Source organism: Sulfurivermis sp. (assembly GCF_059410345.1).
In genome coordinates this window covers 239141-258198 of sequence record NZ_JBLJDO010000002.1, presented here as the reverse complement: position 1 = coordinate 258198, position 19058 = coordinate 239141, and the positions used below count along the sequence as shown (strand labels likewise).

General features: G+C 65.1%; 19 protein-coding genes. 15 read left to right on the top strand and 4 right to left on the bottom strand.

Annotated features, from left to right (window positions below; all coding sequences use genetic code 11):
* The first annotated feature begins 70 nt into the window (after positions 1–70).
* The 15 genes from kdsC (at position 71) to ACMV8A_RS02850 (ending at position 13394) form a co-directional block, all read left to right on the top strand.
* On the top strand, positions 71–595 hold the full coding sequence (gene kdsC, locus ACMV8A_RS02920; RefSeq protein ID WP_495324229.1) for a 3-deoxy-manno-octulosonate-8-phosphatase KdsC: 525 nt from the start codon (positions 71–73) through the stop codon (positions 593–595).
* Positions 592–1152 (top strand): LPS export ABC transporter periplasmic protein LptC, encoded by a 561-nt coding sequence (gene lptC, locus ACMV8A_RS02915; protein WP_495324228.1) that lies wholly within the window; start codon positions 592–594, stop codon positions 1150–1152. The genes kdsC and lptC overlap by 4 nt, the downstream gene beginning before the upstream one ends.
* Positions 1153–1156: 4 nt before the next feature.
* Complete coding sequence (gene lptA / locus ACMV8A_RS02910) at positions 1157–1639, top strand: lipopolysaccharide transport periplasmic protein LptA (protein WP_495324227.1); 483 nt, start codon at positions 1157–1159, stop codon at positions 1637–1639.
* Positions 1636–2367, top strand: coding sequence for an LPS export ABC transporter ATP-binding protein (gene lptB, locus ACMV8A_RS02905; protein ID WP_495324226.1), 732 nt, complete (start codon positions 1636–1638; stop codon positions 2365–2367). Before lptA ends, lptB begins: the two co-directional genes overlap by 4 nt.
* A gap of 125 nt (positions 2368–2492) precedes the next feature.
* Positions 2493–4013, top strand: coding sequence for an RNA polymerase factor sigma-54 (locus tag ACMV8A_RS02900; protein ID WP_495324225.1), 1521 nt, complete (start codon positions 2493–2495; stop codon positions 4011–4013).
* A gap of 41 nt (positions 4014–4054) precedes the next feature.
* On the top strand, positions 4055–4387 hold the full coding sequence (gene hpf / locus ACMV8A_RS02895; RefSeq protein WP_495324224.1) for a ribosome hibernation-promoting factor, HPF/YfiA family: 333 nt from the start codon (positions 4055–4057) through the stop codon (positions 4385–4387).
* Between the two features lie 24 nt (positions 4388–4411).
* The gene (gene ptsN / locus ACMV8A_RS02890; protein WP_495324223.1) at positions 4412–4873 is read left to right on the top strand and encodes a PTS IIA-like nitrogen regulatory protein PtsN; all 462 of its coding nucleotides are present in this window, start codon (positions 4412–4414) and stop codon (positions 4871–4873) included.
* An 18-nt stretch (positions 4874–4891) separates the two neighbouring features.
* Complete coding sequence (gene hprK, locus ACMV8A_RS02885; RefSeq protein ID WP_495324222.1) at positions 4892–5845, top strand: HPr(Ser) kinase/phosphatase; 954 nt, start codon at positions 4892–4894, stop codon at positions 5843–5845.
* Positions 5842–6699, top strand: a complete 858-nt coding sequence (gene rapZ, locus ACMV8A_RS02880; protein ID WP_495324221.1) for an RNase adapter RapZ — start codon at positions 5842–5844, stop codon at positions 6697–6699. Before hprK ends, rapZ begins: the two co-directional genes overlap by 4 nt.
* Positions 6696–7100, top strand: a complete 405-nt coding sequence (locus tag ACMV8A_RS02875) for a PTS sugar transporter subunit IIA (RefSeq protein ID WP_495324220.1) — start codon at positions 6696–6698, stop codon at positions 7098–7100. The genes rapZ and ACMV8A_RS02875 overlap by 4 nt, the downstream gene beginning before the upstream one ends.
* Positions 7101–7245: 145 nt before the next feature.
* The gene (locus tag ACMV8A_RS02870; RefSeq protein ID WP_495324219.1) at positions 7246–7515 is read left to right on the top strand and encodes an HPr family phosphocarrier protein; all 270 of its coding nucleotides are present in this window, start codon (positions 7246–7248) and stop codon (positions 7513–7515) included.
* A gap of 10 nt (positions 7516–7525) precedes the next feature.
* Positions 7526–9268, top strand: a complete 1743-nt coding sequence (gene ptsP / locus ACMV8A_RS02865) for a phosphoenolpyruvate--protein phosphotransferase (protein WP_495324316.1) — start codon at positions 7526–7528, stop codon at positions 9266–9268.
* A 155-nt stretch (positions 9269–9423) separates the two neighbouring features.
* Positions 9424–10782, top strand: coding sequence for a magnesium transporter (gene mgtE, locus ACMV8A_RS02860; protein WP_495324218.1), 1359 nt, complete (start codon positions 9424–9426; stop codon positions 10780–10782).
* Between the two features lies 1 nt (position 10783).
* On the top strand, positions 10784–11293 hold the full coding sequence (yjgA, locus tag ACMV8A_RS02855) for a ribosome biogenesis factor YjgA (RefSeq protein WP_495324217.1): 510 nt from the start codon (positions 10784–10786) through the stop codon (positions 11291–11293).
* A 163-nt stretch (positions 11294–11456) separates the two neighbouring features.
* Positions 11457–13394, top strand: a complete 1938-nt coding sequence (locus ACMV8A_RS02850) for a DUF389 domain-containing protein (RefSeq protein WP_495324216.1) — start codon at positions 11457–11459, stop codon at positions 13392–13394.
* A 106-nt stretch (positions 13395–13500) separates the two neighbouring features.
* Here ACMV8A_RS02850 and ACMV8A_RS02845 read toward each other — a convergent pair whose 3' ends face one another.
* The 4 genes from ACMV8A_RS02845 to ACMV8A_RS02830 all read right to left on the bottom strand — a co-directional run bounded on the left by ACMV8A_RS02845 (position 13501) and on the right by ACMV8A_RS02830 (position 19037).
* Positions 13501–13983: a sulfurtransferase TusA family protein gene (locus ACMV8A_RS02845; RefSeq protein ID WP_495324215.1), complete on the bottom strand. Its 483-nt coding sequence runs from the start codon at positions 13981–13983 to the stop codon at positions 13501–13503.
* A 178-nt stretch (positions 13984–14161) separates the two neighbouring features.
* Positions 14162–14986 (bottom strand): carbon-nitrogen hydrolase family protein, encoded by an 825-nt coding sequence (locus ACMV8A_RS02840; RefSeq protein WP_495324214.1) that lies wholly within the window; start codon positions 14984–14986, stop codon positions 14162–14164.
* A 49-nt stretch (positions 14987–15035) separates the two neighbouring features.
* The gene (locus ACMV8A_RS02835) at positions 15036–15377 is read right to left on the bottom strand and encodes a hypothetical protein (RefSeq protein ID WP_495324213.1); all 342 of its coding nucleotides are present in this window, start codon (positions 15375–15377) and stop codon (positions 15036–15038) included.
* Between the two features lie 27 nt (positions 15378–15404).
* On the bottom strand, positions 15405–19037 hold the full coding sequence (locus tag ACMV8A_RS02830; protein WP_495324212.1) for a YhdP family protein: 3633 nt from the start codon (positions 19035–19037) through the stop codon (positions 15405–15407).
* Between the last annotated feature and the right edge of the window lie 21 nt (positions 19038–19058).

Genomic DNA, 19058 nt, shown 5'->3' with positions numbered 1-19058 from the left:
AACAGTCCAACCAGCGCAGGGTTCTTCCTCCTGCCTTCTGATTTCTGCCTTACGGAAAGCGGAGCACTGAATGCAGGACATACTGGAAAAAGCCGAGCAGATCCGCCTGGTGATCTTCGACGTCGACGGCGTGCTCACCGACGGCAGCCTGTTCATCGGTGACGACGGTCAGGAATACAAGGCCTTCCACTCCCGCGACGGCCACGGCATGAAGATGCTGCAGGCCGCAGGCGTGGAGATCGGTATCATCACCGGGCGCACCTCGCAGGTGGTCAAGCACCGCATGGACAGCCTCGGCATCCGCCACGTCTACCAGGGCAAGCTGGAAAAACTGCCCGCCTTCAAGGAACTGGTAGCCAAGCTGGGCCTGCCGCCACACCAGGTGGCCTACGTCGGCGACGACGTGGTGGACCTGCCGGTGATGCGCCGCGTCGGTCTGGCCGTGGCGGTGCAGGACGCCCACCCCCTGGTCAAGCAACATGCCCACTGGACCACCGACCACGGCGGCGGCCGCGGCGCGGCGCGCGACGTGTGCGAGCTGATCATGCGCGCCCAGGGCAAACTCGATAGCCAGCTGAAGCACTACCTGGCATGAACCGCCGCATCCTCCTCGTCACCGTGCTGGTTGCACTGGTGGTGCTGCTCAACAACTGGCTGTCGGGCCAGCGCGAGGAGGCAGTGCGCGAGCGCGAGGCGGCGGCGCGTCACGTGGCGGATTATTTTCTGCGCGACTTTGTCGCCACCACCATGGACCGGCAGGGCCGGCCGGAGCAGCGCCTCGCCGCCGGGCAGATGGTACGCTACGCCGACGACGGCTCCATGGAACTGACCGAGCCGCGGCTCACCCTGTACAGCGACGATGCCGCGCCCTGGCAGATCGATGCCGCCCACGGCCATATCAGCGGCGACGGCGAACGCATGCAACTGGGCGGCGGCGTGCGCGTGACCCGCGCCGAGGACGGCGGGCTGCTAGAGCTGACCACCACCGAACTGCTGCTCAAGCCCAAGGAACGCTATGCCGAAACCGATGCCCCGCTCACCCTCACCCATCCGCAGGGCCGGGTCGACGCCGTCGGCCTGCGCGCGTATATGAAGGAGGAGCGGCTGCTGCTCATGGCTCAGGTCAGGGGGAACTATGTCCCGTCACCTTAAGACAATGTGCATACTCCTGCTCGCCCTGCCGGGCCTGGCGCCGGCGCTGGAAAGCGACCGCGACCAGACCATCCATGTGCGTGCCGACCGGGTCGAACTGGACAACCGCAGCGGCGTCAGCACCTACCGCGGCAACGTGACGCTGGAGCAGGGCTCATTGCGCCTGGCCGCCGATCGGCTGGTGGTGCACCGCAGCGGCAACGAACTGGAGCGCATCGAGGCCGAGGGCAAGCCAGTACGCTTCCGCCAACGGCCGGACGGGGCTGCCGCCGACATCGAGGGCGAGGCGCTGCGGCTGGAATACCGCGCCGCGGAAGACCGCCTGCTGCTGCGCGGCAGCGCCTGGGTGCAGCAGGGCGGCGACCGCTTCAGCGGCGAGCGCATCGACTACGACATCGTGCACAGCCGGGTACAGGCCCAGGGCAACGGCGAGGGTGATGGCCGCGTCCACGCCATCATCCAGCCACGCGGGGAAAAACAACCATGACCGCCTCCCGCCTCAGCGCCGAGGGCCTCGCCAAGCGCTACAAGTCCCGCGACGTGGTCAGCAACGTCTCCCTGCACATCGACAGCGGCGAGGTGGTCGGCCTGCTCGGTCCCAACGGCGCCGGCAAGACCACCAGCTTCTATATGATCGTCGGCCTGGTGCCCTGCGACGCCGGCCGCATCGCCATTGACGGCCGCGACATCACCCGCGAACCCATCCACCGTCGCGCCCGCCTGGGGCTGGGCTACCTGCCGCAGGAGGCCTCGGTGTTCCGCAAGCTCACCGTGGCCGACAACATCCTCGGCATCCTGGAAACCCGCAGCGAACTCTCCCCCGCCCAGCGCGAGGAAAAAATGGAGGCCCTGCTGGAGGAGCTGCACATCGGCCACATCCGCGCCAACACCGGCATGAGCCTGTCCGGCGGCGAGCGGCGCCGGGTGGAGATCGCCCGCGCCCTGGCCATGGAGCCGCGCTTCATCCTGCTCGACGAGCCCTTCGCCGGCGTCGACCCCATCTCGGTGCTGGACATCCAGGGCATCGTCAACCACCTGCGTGAACGCGGCATCGGCGTCCTCATCACCGACCACAACGTGCGGGAAACCCTCGGCATCTGCGGCCGCGGCTACATCATGAGCGACGGCCAGGTCATCGCCGCCGGCACACCCGACGAACTGCTCAAGAACGAACAGGTGCGGCGGGTCTATCTGGGCGAGGGCTTCAAACTCTAGCTGGCCATGGCCGCTGCCAGCCGATTTCTTCCCCGTATCGCACCTCCTGCACGTTTTCTCTTCCTCCCTGGCATGTTATTTGCGGTAGAATTGCCGTCCCGCCCTTCGGGCGAGCCAATAACCCAATGAAACAGTCATTACAGCTCCGTCTCGGTCAGCAGCTCACCATGACCCCGCAACTGCAGCAGGCGATCCGCCTGTTGCAGCTGTCGACGCTCGAGCTGCAGCTGGAGGTACAGCAGGCGCTGGAGTCCAACGTCATGCTGGAACTGGCCGAAGAGGGTGAGGACGAAGGCCTCGACGGGCTGGAGGCTGAAGGCCTGGAGGGCGCCGCCCTGGCCGAGCCGGAGAGCTATGCCGAGGGCGAGCCGGTGGAGAGCGAGCCGCGCCACGAGGCCCCCACCGCAGAGCACGACCTGGAGCTGCAGACCAACAGCGACATCCCCGACGAGCTGCCGGTGGACAGCGCCTGGGAAGACATCTACGACACCATCAACAGCGGCGGCGCCTCCAGCTACGACAGCGACGAACGTGACTACGACTACGGCGATACCTCGGGTGAAACCCTGCAGGAACACCTCAACTGGCAGTTGCGGCTGATGCCCATGAGCGATACCGACCGCGCCATCGCCGAGGCCATCGTCGATGCCGTGGACGACGACGGCCTGCTCAGCCTGCCGCTGGAAGACCTGTACGAAAGCCTGCGTGAGGATCTGGACATCGAGCTGGACGAGGTGGAGGCAGTGCTGCACGCGGTGCAGAACCTCGACCCGCCGGGCGTGGCGGCGCGCGACCTGCGCGAAAGCCTGCTGCTGCAACTGCGCCAGCTGCCGGAAGACACGCCCCACCGTGAGCTGGCGCGGCAGCTGCTCAGCGAGCATTTCGACCTGCTGGCCGGCCGTGACTATAGCCAGCTCAAGCGCCGCCTCAAGCTGGAGGATGACGAGCTGGGGCAGGTGATCCGCCTGATCCAGTCGCTCAACCCGCGTCCCGGCTCGCAGATATCCAGCAGCCGCACCGAATACATCGTGCCCGACGTCATCGTGCGCAAGCTCAAGGGCGCCTGGCGCGTGGAACTGAACCCCGAGGCGGCGCCGCGCCTGCGCATCAATGCCACCTATGCCGGTCTGATGAAGCAGGCCGGCTCGGCCTGCGACACCACCACCCTGAAGAACCACCTGCAGGAGGCACGCTGGTTCATCAAGAGCCTGCAGAGCCGCAACGAGACCCTGCTCAAGGTGGCCAGCTGCATCGTCGAGCACCAGCGCGAGTTCCTGGAGCAAGGCGAAGTGGCAATGAAGGCGCTGGTGCTGCATGATATTGCCCAGGAGGTGGGGATGCATGAATCCACCATCTCCCGCGTGACCACCAAGAAATACATGCACACTCCGCGTGGGATTTTCGAGTTGAAGTATTTCTTCTCCAGTCACGTCAGCACCGCCAGCGGTGGCGAGTGCTCATCCACGGCCATACGGGCATTCATCAAGAAAATGATCGCTGAGGAAAACACCGCCAAACCCCTCAGCGACAGCAAGATTGCAGAAGTTCTGTGCAAACAGGGGATTAACGTAGCCCGCCGTACCGTCGCCAAATACCGCGAGGCCATGAACATCCCCCCGTCCAACGAGCGCAAGCGCCTGTCCTGATTACGCCACACATTGAATTTGAACCATCCAAGGAGAACACCATGCAACTCAACCTCACCGGCCACCACGTCGAAATCACCCCCGCCCTGCGCGATTACGTCGCCAGCAAGCTGGAGCGCCTGGAGCGTCACTTCGATCACGTCACCAACGTGCATGTGGTGCTGAGCGTGGAAAAACTGCGTCACAAGGCCGAGGCCACCTTCTCCATCACCGGCAACAACCTGTTCGCCAATGCCGAGGAAGAGGACATGTATGCCGCCATCGACGCCCTGGCCGACAAGCTGGACCGCCAGATCAAGAAGCACAAGGAAAAGCTCACCGACCATCACCGCACGGAAGGCGCCACGCTGAAGAACAATTCCGTCAGCGAATAAAGGCCTGACAGCCGCGCATCCATCATGCATATCGCAGACCTGCTTACCGCCGAGCGCGTCGCCTGCGGCGACCCCTCGGCCAGCAAGAAACGGGTGCTGGAACAGCTGAGCGCACTCATCGCGGGCGGCCAGCAGGCGTTGAACCCCACTGACATATTCGACAGCCTGCTCGCCCGCGAGCGTCTCGGCAGCACGGGACTGGGCCACGGCGTGGCCATCCCCCATGGCCGGGTGAAGAACGGCACCGTCACCGTCGGTGCCTTCATCAAGCTGCAGAAACCCATCGACTTCGACGCCGTCGACGGCGAGCCGGTGGATCTGCTGTTCGGCCTCCTGGTACCCGAACAATCCACCCAGGAACATCTGCAACTACTGGCCCAGCTGGCGGAGATGTTCAGCGACGCAACCTTCGTCGCCAGCCTGCGCAGCGCCACATCGGCGGCCGAGCTGCATGCCCGCCTCAGTCAGTGGATGCCGGCTGCTTGACGATATAGCGGCCCCGCCATGCCCGTCGCCCCGTTAAGCGTCCGCGCCCTGTTTGAGACCTACCAGAAGCGGCTCGCGCTGCACTGGCTGGCGGGGCATGCGGGCGCCGAGCGAACCATCAGCCGCGACCAGGGCGATCCTTCCGGCGCCACCCTGGTGGGCTATCTCAATCTGATCCATCCGTCGCGCCTGCAGATCCTCGGCGCGGCGGAACTGGACTACCTGCAGGGACTGGACGAGAAAACCTATACCGAGGCGCTGGACCATCTGTTCGCCGCCCCCACCCTGGCGGTGCTCATCGCCGGCGGCCTCCCGGCACCCACGGCGCTGCGCCGGGCCGCCGAACAGCACGACACTCCGCTGCTCGGCTCCGCCCTGGCCAGCGACAAGCTGCTCAATCACCTCGATTACTACCTCACCGATCTGCTGGCCGACAAGCAGGTGGTGCACGGTGTATTCATGGACGTCATGGGCATCGGCGTGCTGCTCACCGGCGAAAGCTCGGTGGGCAAGAGCGAGCTGGCGCTGGAACTCATCACCCGCGGCCACATCCTCATCGCCGACGACGCGCCGGAGTTCCGCCGCGTCGGCCCGGACACCCTGCGCGGCAGCTGCCCGGAATTGTTGCAGGACTTTCTTGAGGTGCGTGGCCTTGGCCTGCTCAACATCCGCGCCATGTTCGGCGACAGCGCGGTGAAGCGGCACAAAAATCTGCGCCTCATCGTGCAGCTGGTCGCGGTGAGCAAGAGCGAACTCCACAACATCGACCGCCTGCAGGGCAGCTTCAGCCACCGCAACCTGTTCGAGGTGGAAGTGCCGGAGATCCAGTTGCCGGTGGCGCCAGGCCGCAACCTGGCGGTGCTGGTGGAGGCTGCCGCTCGCAACCACATCCTGCGCGAAAACGGCTATGACGCCACCGCCCACTTCATCGAACGCCAGCGTCACCTCATCGCACGGGAAGAGCAGGAATGAAGCTGTACATCGTCAGCGGCACCTCCGGTTCCGGCAAGTCCATCGCCCTGCACGCGCTGGAAGACCTGGGCTACTACTGCATCGACAACCTGCCGGTGGGATTGCTGCCGGCCTTCGTGCAGGAACTGCAGGCCGCCGAGCGCCAGGGTTACAGCAATGCCGCCGTCGGCGTCGATGCGCGCAACCTGGTCAATGACTTCAGCGCCCTGCCGGACGCGCTCAAGCACATCCGCGACAGCGGCATCCCCTACCAGATCCTGTTCATGGATGCCGACGACGATACGCTGCTCAAGCGCTTTTCCGAAACACGCCGACCGCATCCGCTCACCCGCGGCGATACGCCGCTGGCGGAGGCCATCCGCCGCGAGCGCGCGCTGCTGGAGCCGATCTCCGCGCGCGCCGATCTGCGCCTCGACACCAGCCACACCAACGTGCACCAGTTGCGCGACCTGGTGCAGGCCCACGTCGGCGCCTCTTCGTCCGGCAAGCTGTCGCTGCTGTTCGAGTCTTTCGGCTACAAACACGGCATTCCGGTGGATGCCGATTTCGTGTTCGACATCCGCTGCCTGCCCAACCCGCACTGGAAGCCCAGCCTGCGCGCCCTCACCGGCCGCGACGCTGACGTGATTACCTTTCTGGAACAGCAGCCGGAAGTGGAAAAGATGTTTCAGTCCATCAGCGGCTTCATCAGTACCTGGCTGCCGCACTTCGAGAACGACAACCGCAGCTACCTCACCGTCGCCATCGGCTGTACCGGCGGTCAGCACCGCTCAGTGTATTTCGCCGAGCGCCTGGCGCGCCATTTCGCCAGCGACCGCGCCAAGGTCAGCGTGCGTCACCGTGAGCTGTCATGATGAGCAAAGTCGGTGTGCTGCTGATCACCCACGACCCGCTCGGTCACGTACTGCGCGCCACCGCCGATGCCATCCTCGGCCACTGTCCGCTGCCGCTGGAGGTGCTCACCGTCCCGCTGGACGCCGATCCGGATCTCACCGCCGCCGAGGCCCACCGCCTGGCCACCGCGCTGGACAAAGGTGCCGGCGTACTGGTGCTCACCGATCTCTATGGCTCCACCCCGGGCAACATCGCCTGCCGCCTGCTGGAGTGGGAACAGATCCGCGTGGTCTCCGGCGTCAACCTGCCGATGCTGCTCAAGGTGTGCAACTACCACACCCTCGATTTGGATCAACTGGCTGACAAAGCTGCCAGCGGCGGCCGCGATGGCATCCTGCTGTGTGCAGGAAAGAATGTGTAGTCCGCAAATGAATGCGAATGAGCGCAAATGAATGTGACAACGGACATGGTGGCCTGCGAGAGAACCGTGCTCCCCCGATAGCGCCATGTACATTTGCGTCCATTCGCGTTCATGCGCGGACTGAACCGGATTTAAGGATTACGACATGCTCAGCAAGGAACTCACCATCGTCAATCGCCTCGGCCTGCATGCACGCGCCGCGGCCAAGTTCGTCAACGTCGCCTCCTCCTGCGCCAGCAACGTGCACATTGCGCGCAACGGCCGCAACGTCAACGGCAAAAGCATCATGGGCGTGATGATGCTGGCGGCCGGTTGCGGCAGCACGGTGCAGATCAGCGTGGATGGCCCCGACGAGCAGGAGGCGCTGGCCAAACTGGAACAGCTCATCGCCGATCGTTTCGGCGAGGACGAATAGAGGCGTGCTGATGCCCGTCGCCCTGCACGGCACCGGCGTCTCCCGCGGCATCGCCCTGGGGCCGGCGCGTCTGTTGCAGCGCGGTGGACTGGACATCCCGCAATACGTCCTGCCGCCCCACCTCATTGACGAGGAGGTGGGACGCTTCATCGACGCCCTGGAAGCCGCACGCAACCAACTGCGCGCCATCCGCCAACAGATCCCTGCCGGCACCCCCACCGACATCGCCGCTTTCATCGACACCCACCTGCTGATGCTGGAGGACGCCACCCTCGCCACCGTACCCATCGAGCTGATCCTGCGCGAGGGCTGCAACGCCGAATGGGCATTGCAGATGCAACAGGAGGCGCTGACCAAGGTGTTCGACCAGATGGACGACGCCTACCTGCGCACGCGGCGTGACGACGTGGCACACGCCATCCTGCGCGTGCAGCAAATCCTGCTCAACCAGAACCAGCGCGAGGCGGCCATCGCCGCCGAACCGGGGGGCGGTCGCATCATCGTCACCGATGATCTGTCACCGGGCGAACTGGTGCTGCTGCATCAGCACAACGTCGCCGCCATCGTCACCGAGCACGGCGGCCCCATGTCCCATGTGGCGATCCTGGCGCGCAGTCTGGGCATCCCCGCCGTAGTCGGCATGCGCAACGCCTGGCAATACATCCGCGACGGCGAGCCGGTGGTGGTGGACGGCCGCCAGGGTGTACTGCTGGCCGGCCTTGATGCCGGCGGCACCGCCTTCTACCGCACGCGCCAACAGCAGGAAAAACGGGCCCGTGCCGAGCTACGCCGCCTCAAGGATACCCCCACCGTCACCGGCGACGGCGCCGCCATCGCCCTGTTCGCCAACATCGAGTTGCCCGAGGACATCCAGGCGGCCCGCCGCGTCGGCGCCGCCGGCATCGGTCTGTACCGCACCGAATTTCTGTATATGATGAACCGCGGCACGCCGCCGGACGAGGAGGAGCAGTACCGCGCCTACAGCAAGGTGGTGAAGGCGATGAAGGGCCTGCCGGTCACCATCCGCACCCTGGATCTCGGCGCCGACAAGACCACCGACGGCGCAGCGCCGGAACGCGGTGCCATCAACCCGGCCCTGGGCCTGCGCGCCGTGCGCCTGTGCCTGCGTGAGCCGGAGCTGTTCCGCCCGCAGCTGCGCGCCATCCTGCGCGCCTCCAACCACGGCACCGTGCGCCTGCTGATCCCGATGATCAGCACGCTGCAGGAGGTGCGCCAGGTACAGGAGCTGATTGCCGAGGCCAAGGACGAGCTGCGCCGCCGCCGCCAGCCCTTTGCCGAAAATATTGCCGTGGGCGGCATGATCGAAGTGCCTGCCGCGGCGATCTGTGCCGACGATTTCGCCCGCCGCCTGGACTTCCTCTCCATCGGCACCAACGACCTGATTCAATACACCCTGGCCGCCGACCGGCTCGACGACACCATCAACCATCTCTATCAGCCGCTACACCCGGCGGTGCTGCGTCTAATTCACACCACCCTGCATGCCGGCGCCGAGGCCGGCATCCCGGTCACCATGTGCGGCGAGATGGCCGGCGACCCATTGCTCACCCGCCTGCTGCTCGGTCTCGGCCTCACCGAATTCAGCGTGCCGCCCCCGGCCCTGCTGGAGGTCAAGCGCATCATCACCGGCAGCGAACTGGAACCCTTGCGCCGCATCGCCAGGAATATCCTGCGTCAGGACGACATGGAGCAGTCTGCCGCCCTGCTGGCCGAACTCAACGCCAGCGACTGACTCAGCGCGAGCAAGGGGCACCTGCTCACGGTAATACTGTAGCGCCAGCAGCGAAATCCGCGCCATTTCACAAATCTTTCACGGTTTCGCTTTTCCCTTTGTCGCCCCCGCTTGGTACACTTTGCGCGCCGAACTCTCTATTTCTCCCCCGCGCCATGACCGACGTCACCGAACAGGACAAGGATACCGACCGCCTGCAAGCGCTGCGTGACGCTTTACACGAGGACCAGTTGTCGCTGGCGCAAACGCTGCTCGACGATATGCACCCGGCGGAGATCGCCCTGCTGCTGGAGTCACTGCCGGAACCGGAGCGCATCACTGTCTGGGAGATGGTCAGCCCCGAACTGGACGGCGAGGTACTCACCTACGTCAACGACGAGGTACGCACCACCCTGATCCGCGAAATGGACGCCCAGGAGCTGGTGGCGGCCATCGAAGAACTGGATACCGACGACCTGGCCGACATCCTGCCAGAGATGCCGGACGAAGTGATCCAGCAGATCCTCACCACCATGGATGCGCAGCACCGCCAACGGCTGGAGGCCGTGCTGTCCTATCCGGAAGACAGCGCCGGCGGCCTGATGAACGTCGACACCATTACGGTGCGCGAGGACATCACCCTGGACGTAGTGCTGCGCTACCTGCGCTGGCATGGCGAAATACCGGAGACCACCGACAGCCTGATGGTGGTGGATCGCGAAGGTAAGTACCTCGGTCTGCTCTCCCTCACCGACCTGCTCACGCGCAATCCCGATCTCAGCGTTGCCGAGGTGATGATCCGCGACGTGGACGGCATCGAGGCCCATACCCACGCCAGCGACGTGGCGCAGCTATTCGAGATGCACGACCTGATCTCCGCGCCGGTGGTGGATCACGAGGGCAAGCTGCTCGGCCGTATCACCATCGATGACGTGGTGGACGTGATCCGCGAAGAGGCCGACCACTCGGTGCTGTCCATGGCCGGCCTGCGGGGTGAGGAAGGACTGTTCACCAATATCCGCGGCAGCCTGCGCAATCGTTGGGCCTGGATCGCCGTCAACCTGGTCACCGCCCTGGTCGCCTCACGTGTCATCGGTCTGTTCGAGGGTTCCATCGAAAAGATCGTCGCCCTCGCCGCCTTGATGCCCATCGTTGCCGGCATCGGCGGCAACTCCGGCAATCAGACCATCACCATGATCGTACGCGGCCTGGCCCTCGGCCACGTCCACCGCGGCAATACCCGGTTGCTGTTCCTCAAGGAGCTGGGCATTGCCATGATCAACGGCCTGATCTGGGGCAGCATCCTCGGCGTCATCACCTACCTGCTCTACGGCAGCGTCTCGCTGGGCCTGGTGATGACCGGCGCCATGACCCTGAACCTGCTGCTTGCCGCCGTGATGGGTGTGCTCATCCCCCTGATCCTGGAAAAACTGGGCCGCGACCCGGCGGAGGGCTCCAGCGTGCTCATTACCGCCATCACCGACAGCGGTGGTTTCTTCATCTTCCTCGGTCTCGCCACCATCTTCCTCATCTGACATGACCCACAACCACGACGACTTCGACGACGAGGACCTCGGCCCCAGCAAGAGCCAGCTCAAGCGCGACGCCCATGAATTGCTCGACCTCGGCGCCGCACTGGTCGAGCTGTCGGCCTCGCAACTGGCCGAGATTCCGCTGTCCGAGGAGGTGCTTGCCGCGGTGAAGGAAACCCGCCGCATCACCGCGCATGGCGCGCGCAAACGCCAGCTCAAATATCTGGGCAAACTGCTGCGCCTGGAAGACGAGACCCCGATCCGCGAGGCGCTGGAACGCATTCAGGGGCGCCACGCCCTCACCGTTGCCCATCACCACCAGTGCGAACGCTGGCGCGACCGCCTCATCAGTGAAGGGGATGATGCGCTGACCGAGCTGCTGAAGGAGTTCCCCCACGCCGACCGCCAGCAACTGCGCCAACTGACGCGCGCCGCCCAGGCCGAACAGGCCCAGGGCAAGCCGCCCAAGAGCGCGCGTGAACTGTTCCGTGCCTTGCGCGAGCTGATCGGATAATCATCAACGTCGAAAGCTGCAACGCAAGCGGCGTAGGCGCAGTCATCCGACACCGGGACGCGGAGTAAACATATCAAGCCACTGCGTTTCTGCATGGCGGGTGTGCAATTCTTTGCATCTTTGCGTTGAACGCCATTAGGCACCTGGCGAAGGGAGAGCATTCATGCCGCTGATCAATCGCACCCTGCTGGTGGCGCCGGAATCGGCCGAGGAACAGGTTGCGCCGATCACCACGTTCGCCGTGGCGCAGGGCATCACCCTGCTGCGTGCCACGACCGACGATTTCCTGCAGCGGCCCGCCGCCAACCTGCATGGCTGCAACCATGTGGTGGCCTTGGTGGACGATGCCACGCTGGCGCCGCTGCTGCAACGCGCCCGCATCGAGAACATCTCCCTCGGCATCCTTCCGCTCGACCCGCACAGCCGCCTCTATGACTGGTTCCGTGTACCGCGTACCGCCGACGAGGCCATGACCCTCGCCTTCGACGACGGCGCCCAGGCCATCGACCTCCTGCGCTGCAACGATGAACTGGCACTGGGTTCGGTCGTGCTGGGGGAAACGCCATTTCTCAACGCAGGCCACCGCATCTACCACGAACGCGGTCGTTCCTGGCTGCGCGCGCTGCGCTACACCCTGACCCTGCTGCTGTTCAGCATCCGCAACCTGCTCGCCATCCAGCCATTCCCGATAAAGCTCACCACCGGCAAGGACAAGACCATCCAGACCGCCATCACCGGCCTGGTAGCCATCGAGAACGACGTCAGCAATGCCGCCGCGCGTCTGCTCAACACCACCATCTCGGTGCAGGACGGCAAGGTGTCCAGCATCCTCATCGCACCGAAATCGGTGATGGAGTACCTGACCTTTCTGTTCACCGCCCTGGTATGGGGCGAACAAAAGGTAAACCGCCTGCCTAGTGCCATCAGCTACATCAAGAGCAGTTACCTGAAGATCGAAAGCCCGCGCCCCCTGCGCTACTTCATCGACGGACGCCGGCGCCTGGCGGAGAGCGTCGAACTGGAGATCCAGCAGGCGGCGGTGCGCATCAATCTGAGCCAGGCCTACCACGCGCTGCATGAAATCCAGGCCGATGACAAGGACACGGTAAAGGTGGAAAACCTGCCCACCAACGAGGCGCGCGTGGCAATGATCCAGCGCAGCCTGCCGCTGTTCACCCACGCCCTGGAGGAGGACTTCAAGGAGCTATTTCTGCAACTGCGGGAAAGCGCGCGCGCCCCGGCCCACTTCCTGCTGCTGATGGTCTTGAGCGCTATCGTCGCCACCCTGGGACTGTTTCTATCCAGCGCCGCGGTGATCATCGGAGCCATGGTGCTGGCGCCGCTAATGGCGCCGATCATTTCTCTCGCCATGGGTGTGCTGCGTGGCGATCGCGGCCTGCTCACTGCATCGCTAACCAGCATCGGCATCGGCACCCTGCTGGCACTGGGCACGGCTGCCTTCATCGCCTTGGTAATTCCGTTCGAGCGGATCACCCCGGAAATGGCCGGACGGCTCAACCCCAATCTGCTCGACCTCGGCGTCGCCATCGCCGCCGGCATCGCCGGCGCCTATGCCCACGCCCGCGAGAGTGTGATGAAGAGTCTGCCTGGCGTGGCCATCGCCGTCGCCCTCGCCCCGCCGCTGTGCGTAGCCGGCATCGGCATCGGCTGGATGGAGCTTCACATCATCAGCGGTGCGTTGCTGCTGTTTCTCACCAACCTGGTGGGCATCGCACTTGCCGCCGCCCTCACCTTTCTTGTGCTTGGTTACGCGCCGATCATCAAAGCCAAACGCGGTCTGGCCATCTCTCTGCTGTTGCTTGCCGTGATCAGCGTCCCGCTGTCCGTGTCGTTCTACAACATTTACACCTACTGGAGCATAGAGCGCGACGCTGGAACTACCGTATTCCATATCCGTGGCAAGCAGCTGCATCTCAAGCAACTGCAGGTAACGATCCAGCGTGACAAGGTAATGCTGCGTGCCGACGTCAGCGCGCGTCAGCCCATCGACCTCGACGACCTCAAGGCGCTGAAACAACTGCTGAGTGAACGCTGGAGACGTGAAGTGGAACTGGAGGTCAGCCACCGTTTGCAGCTGTGAGCCGCCACCGGCGACTGCCGCAAAAAAAAACAGCAACCCAAAGGTTGCTGTAAAAGTTACGCCACATGGAGAGCTGGCGCCCAGGAGGTGCTGCAAACGTGTGGCGTCAGCGCTTTTGCACGTAGCAGTGCAACTCGCCGTGCAAATTCTCTACCGCATCCAGCAGGATATGTCCGGTACTTCGAGTCCAGGCACTCACATCCATCCTGGCACTGGGGCAATCGCTGATCACGCGAATTATCTCCCCGGAGGCCAGCCCGCGCAGTGCATGCCCGGCCTCAATCACCGGCGTTGGGCAGCGGCTGCCGCGGGTATCCACCACCTGTTGTACCGAATGGAACAGGCCTTTGCGGATGTAATAGCCGCGGCGCCGCTCATCAAGCGGCTCCACATGCAACAATTCATTGCCGGTGGCGCGCGCCCAAGTGGCCAACTCATCGGTGGTGCGGACACAGTCGGCCACCAGCATCAGCACGCCACCAGCCTCGAGCTGGCGCGCGTGACGCCGCGCAGTCACTACCGGTGCCGGACAGGGATAACCGCACACGTCGACGGTTGCAACGGGAGCAAATGAACAGGTAGCGTGCATGATGGTTCCTTGTGACTGACAGCGGCGTTTTGCTATACCGTTGCCAAATCCTACGCCAGGAATCCTTTGTAGGAGAAAGAACCAGTGTTCATATCATTAGAACACCAGACACTAACGAATATCGTTCGACCCGCCCCGGCGTGTCGCCGGAGCGGGCCTCACACGACGATGACCTGCCTTACGGCAGGGTGCAGGGCAGGCGGCGGTGATCCAGAGCGGGGAAGTTGCGGCGGATGGCCTGCAGGCGGGAGCGTTCGATGTCGGCCATTACCACGCCAGAGCCGCGGGGCAGACGATCGAGCACCACGCCCCAGGGGTCCACGACCATGGAGTCGCCGTGGGTTTCGCGGCCATTGGCATGGTAGCCGCCCTGGGCCGAGGCGATGATGTAGCTCAGATTCTCGATAGCACGGGCGCGAATCAGTGCCTCCCAGTGCGCCTTGCCGGTGATGGCGGTGAAGGCCGAGGGGATGGCGATGATCTCCACATTCTCCTGCACCATGCGGCGGAACAGCTCGGGAAAACGCAGGTCGTAGCATACGGCGAGGCCGAGGCGACCGAACGGCGTGTCCACCACCACGACGTTGTTGCCCGGTTCGATGGTACGCGATTCGGCGTAATCCTCGTTGCTCTCTTCCAGATGCACGTCGAACAGGTGCACCTTGTCATAGCGCGCCACGCGCTGGCCCTTGTCGTTGAACAACAGGCAGGCGGCGCGCACCTTGTTGGCATCATCGGCCACCAGCGGCACGGTACCGCCCACCAGCCAGATGCCGTAGCGTGATGCGGTGCGGGCGAGGAAGTCCTGGATCTGCCCCTTGTCCTCCGCTTCACGCACCTTCACCTTGTCGAACTCGTGCATGCACATCAGGGCGAAGTTTTCCGGCAGCACGACCAGGCGCGCGCCGGCAGCGGCGGCCTTGGCGATGAGGCGCTCGGCCTCGGCAAGATTGGCGCTGATATTGGGGCCGGAGGCCATTTGCACGGCTGCCACACGAGTCACGCTTGCTTCTCCTTATTCATCATCTGTTGCTCATACTCTCGCCGCTGCCTCATTCCGACGCAGTCGGCATCCCCACCAGGCGCAGCTCGATGGCATCCTCGCGCGGGCTGCCCGCCAGCAGTTCGATACGTTGCGACGACAGCCCCAGCGCCACCAGCCAGGCCTGCAGTTCGCGCGCCCACAAACTGCCCTCGTCGCCACCCGGATAGAGCAATTGCAAGCGCTGTCCCGGGCGCAACTCCTGTACCGTCTGCGCCAGTGCAGGATGCTGCATGAGGGTCGCGCCGGTGCGCGGCTGCGCCCATTCCACCGCCGTGATAAAGCGCGGTTCGGCGCCCAGGGCAGCGGCAGAGACCCATAGCAGGCAGACCATGCAGAACAATCGCATCATACGCTCAGAATACCATTTTCTGTCATATTACAGCGTGCCCGTCTCCAACGCTGAACTCGCCTCGCTCTTGGGCTGCGGCACCTTTTCGATCACCGGCTGATCCCACGAACCGGTGACGCGGTATTCGGTACGCGCCGCCTCGTCCACATTCTTTTTCAGCAGCCGCTGGAACAGCAGCATCACTGCGCCCACCTGCGGACCGAAGGCCAGCGCACCGACCACCGGCGCAGTTCCCGACAGATTGGGCACCACGGTGATGCGCTGATCGTAATCGCGTGCCACCAGGCCGGTACGCCCCTCGACACGAATCAGGGCCGCCGCAGACTCCATCACCAGATTGGAAGTGTAGGCTTCGCCGCCGCGCAGACTGAAATCGCCTTCGATGCGGCTGAAGGCCAGCCCCTTCTGAAACAGGTCGCGGAAATCGAGCACCAGGCGCCGCGGCAAAGCCTGCAGGCTGAGCAGGCCCAGCAGACGGCCGGCACCCGGGTCCACCTCGTCCATCAGACCGTCCTCCAGCTTGCCGTGCAGGGTGCCGCCCAGGGTGGCGACACTGAATCCCGGCAGCGGGGCCGGCCAGTTGAGCTCGGCTTCCATCCTCGCCTTGCCGCGGGAGATGACACTGGCCACCCCGAGATGGCGCAACATCTGGCCGAAGTCGGGTGACTCCAGCACCAGCTTCAGCTCACTGTAGGAACGCGGCCGCAACTGCCAGCGTCCCTGGCCGCTCAACTGCAACGCAGGACCGGTCAGGCGCAGGTCATTGAGCTGCATGCTGTCGCGGTTGCTGCGCAGCTGGAAGGCCAGTTGCTCGAGCTGCAATGCGCCGTAGCCGAAGCGGCTGATCTGCACGTCCAGCGGCGGCAACTCGCTCCAGTCAGGCTCCGCACGTCCCTCTTCCTCCGCCTCTGCCAGATGCAGCTCCTCCATCTCCAGGCGTAGTGGCAGTGCGGCACCCTTGCCGCTGCCGCGCAAGACATCGCCCCACCGCCCCAAATCCAGGTCGCGCAGGATGCCACTGACATGCAGTTCGTCGCGCGATGGCAACCGCGCCGCCGCTGTGCCGAAATGCAGTGCACCACGGCGCAACCCGCCGTCCTCCTTCAGCGCCAGCACGGCACGCAGCACGTTGCCATAGGCCAACTGCAGCTGACCACGACGTGCCCCACTGAAATGATGCACCAGCTCCAGCGTCTGTGCTGTCTCTGCCGCCTTGCCCATAGGGTGCGGCAAATCCAGCGCCATGCCGCGCAGGTCGGAATGCAACCGCAGCTGTGCACCAGCGCGATGCTCCCCGTGCGGCACGCGCAGCGTACCCTGCCAGGCGCTACGCCCACTCAGGCGGGCCGCCAGCGGCGCATCATGCAAACGGCGCAGCGCAGCGGCCTGCATCTGGCCGCGCGCGGCCACGACCGTGCGCGCGTCGGTGCCCCGGCCCTCGCCGTAAATGGTGATGCTGGCCGGTTCATCGAGGATGCGGGCGCGCAGTGCCTCGGCCTGCAGGCCGCTGTCGCTAAAGGCCAGGCGGCCCTCGATGGCATCGATGGACAGCACATCGGCCAACCACAGCCGGTTGTCCTGCAAGGCCACGACGCCGCCCAGGCGGAAAGGCTGCGTCCTGGCCAGCGCACTATCCAGCGGCAGGGCAAAGTCGAGCTCCAATTCGCTGTCACCCTCCATGCGCAGCGCCGCCACATAATCACCCAAGCGCTGGCGCAGCGGAGTTTCCCGCAACAGCCGGATGGCATCGTCACCGGAGAGGCGCGCCGCCCCCTGCACCGTCAACAAGGGATGGTGCAGATCGGCAATTCCCACGTGGGCACGGCTGATACGGCTGTCATACATACGGCCGGTCTCGGCCTCGATGACCATGCCGCGGTTGAGAAAGCGGACCCGCGCATCCACCTGGCGCAGGCTGGGCCAACCGGCCTGGAAAAACAGTTCGGCATCGTGCACACCGAAATCCACTTCGAAGCGCCCTTCGCCGCCATCGAAGGGGAAGGCCGCCAGCGGGCCATGAAACAATACGCCGCCGCGGGTCACGCTGCCGCCACGGAAGGCCTGATCCAGCCAGGCCAGTGCCTCATGCCCCATGATGCCGGCGGGCAGATACTGCGGCGTGGCCACGGCGCGGCCATTCCAGAACAGACCGCGCAGATCGAGATAGGGCGTGGCGTCCTGCGGGACCGTCAGCGTGGCATCCGCGGCAAGCTGAATATCGGGGGTCGCGAGGCTCATGCCGTCGAAGGCAAGGTACCAGCCCGCAGCGCTATGCTGCACGTCGATGGTTGCCTGCAATTGCTGCAGGGCCAGCGGCGCCCGGAACAGCCGTGGCAACTCCAGCGCGCCGCCGCGGCTGTCCACCACGATGCGGCCATGATCGCCGCTCCATACCCAGCGCCCGCTCAAGCCGCTGAAGCCGGGCAACGCTTGCCACGGTGCCACCGACACCTGGTCGAGGATGCCCTGGGCATGCCGGAGCTGCCCCCCAGCGAGGGCGAGGCGCAGCTGGTGTAGCCGCCCCTGAGGCTGCATGGCAGCCATCATGGCGCGCTGTGGCTCGGCCAAGGGGAGCAGCGGCGCAAGCAGCGCCACATCATGCAGGCGCAGGCTCGACACCTGCGCCTCCCATGCCTCGCCGTCGCGGCGCAGCCATGCCTGTAGCGGCTCTGCGGCTACCGTCGCCTGTTGCTGCAGGGCCACATTGCCCAGTTGCAACTCCCATCCCTGATCCTGCCGCTGCCAACGCGCCGCCGCCGCCAGCTTGGCCAGGGCGAGTTCGCCGTGTTCACCGCGCACCGCCAGATCGCGTGCCTCAGTCACCACATCGGCAGCCGCCAGCCGACCCGCCGTCCATTCGCCCCAGGCACGCAAATCGAATACGCCCTGCTGCAGCGTAAGGCCGCCCAGCGGCCCCCACTCCTCCAGCCAGGGTGCCGGGCGCAGCCCCTGGGCCTGCACATAACCTCGTCCACTCCAGGCGCCGGGCTGCAACACGTTGCCCTCCAGATCGAGCGCCAGGTGCAGGCTGCGCCCCATGCCGGGAGGTAGCGTCACCTCCACGTTGAGCTGGTGACGCGCATCGCTGTTGAGCAGTTCGATGTCCACCCGCTCCATATCGAAACTGCGTCCGGTCTTGAGATCGCGCCAGTGCACGCGGCTGTCGAGCAAGGCCAGGCGCCCCTGCTCCAGCAGCCAGCGGCCGATGCCTTCGGCGGCCGCCGTATCACCGTCATCCGCACCCGCCAGCCCCTGTACCCGCAGGGCGCCGTCCGCCTGCCGCACCAGGGTCAGATCGGCCCCCACCACCGTAATGGCCGCGATCACCGGCCGCAGCCGGCGCAGGCTGATCAGCGGCGCGAATCCCACCTCCACCGCGCGAAAGCGTGCCACCGGATGTTCCCCGGCCACGTCGAGCAGTTCCACGTCTTCCAGCACCACCTGGGGAGAAATGCCACGCAGACGCGAGCCCAGGGTACGGATGTGCACGGGCTGCCCGAGTGCAGCGCTGGCCAGGGCCTCCACCCGGCTGCGTTGCCCCTCCAACTCGGGCAACAGCAACCGGGTCAGCGTCAACAGCACCGCCGCCAGGATCGCCAGCCCTGCCGTGGCATACCACAGCGCACGGCGCAGGCGACGAAGGAGGCTGGGCTTTTCCATGCGGCAAGATTCCCCGGCGGG

Bases quoted from the DNA above. Each gene is read 5' to 3' on its own strand.
- kdsC (WP_495324229.1), top strand. From the start codon at position 71: ATGCAGGACATACTGGAAAAAGCCGAGCAGATCCGCCTGGTGATCTTC.
- ACMV8A_RS02850 (WP_495324216.1), top strand. From the start codon at position 11,457: ATGCCGCTGATCAATCGCACCCTGCTGGTGGCGCCGGAATCGGCCGAG.
- ptsP (WP_495324316.1), top strand. From the start codon at position 7,526: ATGCCCGTCGCCCTGCACGGCACCGGCGTCTCCCGCGGCATCGCCCTG.
- ACMV8A_RS02870 (WP_495324219.1), top strand. From the start codon at position 7,246: ATGCTCAGCAAGGAACTCACCATCGTCAATCGCCTCGGCCTGCATGCA.
- ACMV8A_RS02900 (WP_495324225.1), top strand. From the start codon at position 2,493: ATGAAACAGTCATTACAGCTCCGTCTCGGTCAGCAGCTCACCATGACC.
- mgtE (WP_495324218.1), top strand. From the start codon at position 9,424: ATGACCGACGTCACCGAACAGGACAAGGATACCGACCGCCTGCAAGCG.
- hpf (WP_495324224.1), top strand. From the start codon at position 4,055: ATGCAACTCAACCTCACCGGCCACCACGTCGAAATCACCCCCGCCCTG.
- ACMV8A_RS02845 (WP_495324215.1), bottom strand. From the start codon at position 13,983: ATGCACGCTACCTGTTCATTTGCTCCCGTTGCAACCGTCGACGTGTGC.
- yjgA (WP_495324217.1), top strand. From the start codon at position 10,784: ATGACCCACAACCACGACGACTTCGACGACGAGGACCTCGGCCCCAGC.
- lptB (WP_495324226.1), top strand. From the start codon at position 1,636: ATGACCGCCTCCCGCCTCAGCGCCGAGGGCCTCGCCAAGCGCTACAAG.
- ACMV8A_RS02830 (WP_495324212.1), bottom strand. From the start codon at position 19,037: ATGGAAAAGCCCAGCCTCCTTCGTCGCCTGCGCCGTGCGCTGTGGTAT.
- ACMV8A_RS02835 (WP_495324213.1), bottom strand. From the start codon at position 15,377: ATGATGCGATTGTTCTGCATGGTCTGCCTGCTATGGGTCTCTGCCGCT.
- rapZ (WP_495324221.1), top strand. From the start codon at position 5,842: ATGAAGCTGTACATCGTCAGCGGCACCTCCGGTTCCGGCAAGTCCATC.
- lptC (WP_495324228.1), top strand. From the start codon at position 592: ATGAACCGCCGCATCCTCCTCGTCACCGTGCTGGTTGCACTGGTGGTG.
- ACMV8A_RS02875 (WP_495324220.1), top strand. From the start codon at position 6,696: ATGATGAGCAAAGTCGGTGTGCTGCTGATCACCCACGACCCGCTCGGT.
- hprK (WP_495324222.1), top strand. From the start codon at position 4,892: ATGCCCGTCGCCCCGTTAAGCGTCCGCGCCCTGTTTGAGACCTACCAG.
- ptsN (WP_495324223.1), top strand. From the start codon at position 4,412: ATGCATATCGCAGACCTGCTTACCGCCGAGCGCGTCGCCTGCGGCGAC.
- lptA (WP_495324227.1), top strand. From the start codon at position 1,157: ATGTGCATACTCCTGCTCGCCCTGCCGGGCCTGGCGCCGGCGCTGGAA.